A 209-nucleotide genomic window follows, 5' to 3' on the forward strand; every position below is an offset into this window, starting at 1 on the left:
AGGTAGCGCGAGGACACGCCCTTGAGCGAGTTGACCAGGTTCGAGAGGGCGACCTTGGGCGGGTAGTGCACCAGCAGGTGGACATGGTCGCCCTCCCCGTTGAACTCGGTCAGGTCCGCGCCGAAGTCCGTGCACACGTTCCGCATGATCTCCTCGCAGCGCGTCAGCATCTCGTCGTTGAAGACCTCACGCCGGTACTTGGTCACGAA

The 209-nt window shown here is 63.2% G+C and carries 1 protein-coding gene; it reads right to left on the reverse strand.

What is annotated here, in order from left to right:
• Positions 1–209, reverse strand: a 209-nt coding sequence (tnpA, locus tag KUM40_RS38395) for an IS200/IS605 family transposase (RefSeq protein WP_217170974.1), incomplete at both ends; no start/stop codon positions are given.

Origin of the sequence: Streptomyces sp. AC512_CC834, from assembly GCF_019049325.1 — a bacterium.
In the GTDB taxonomy this organism is placed as follows: Bacteria; Actinomycetota; Actinomycetes; order Streptomycetales; family Streptomycetaceae; genus Streptomyces.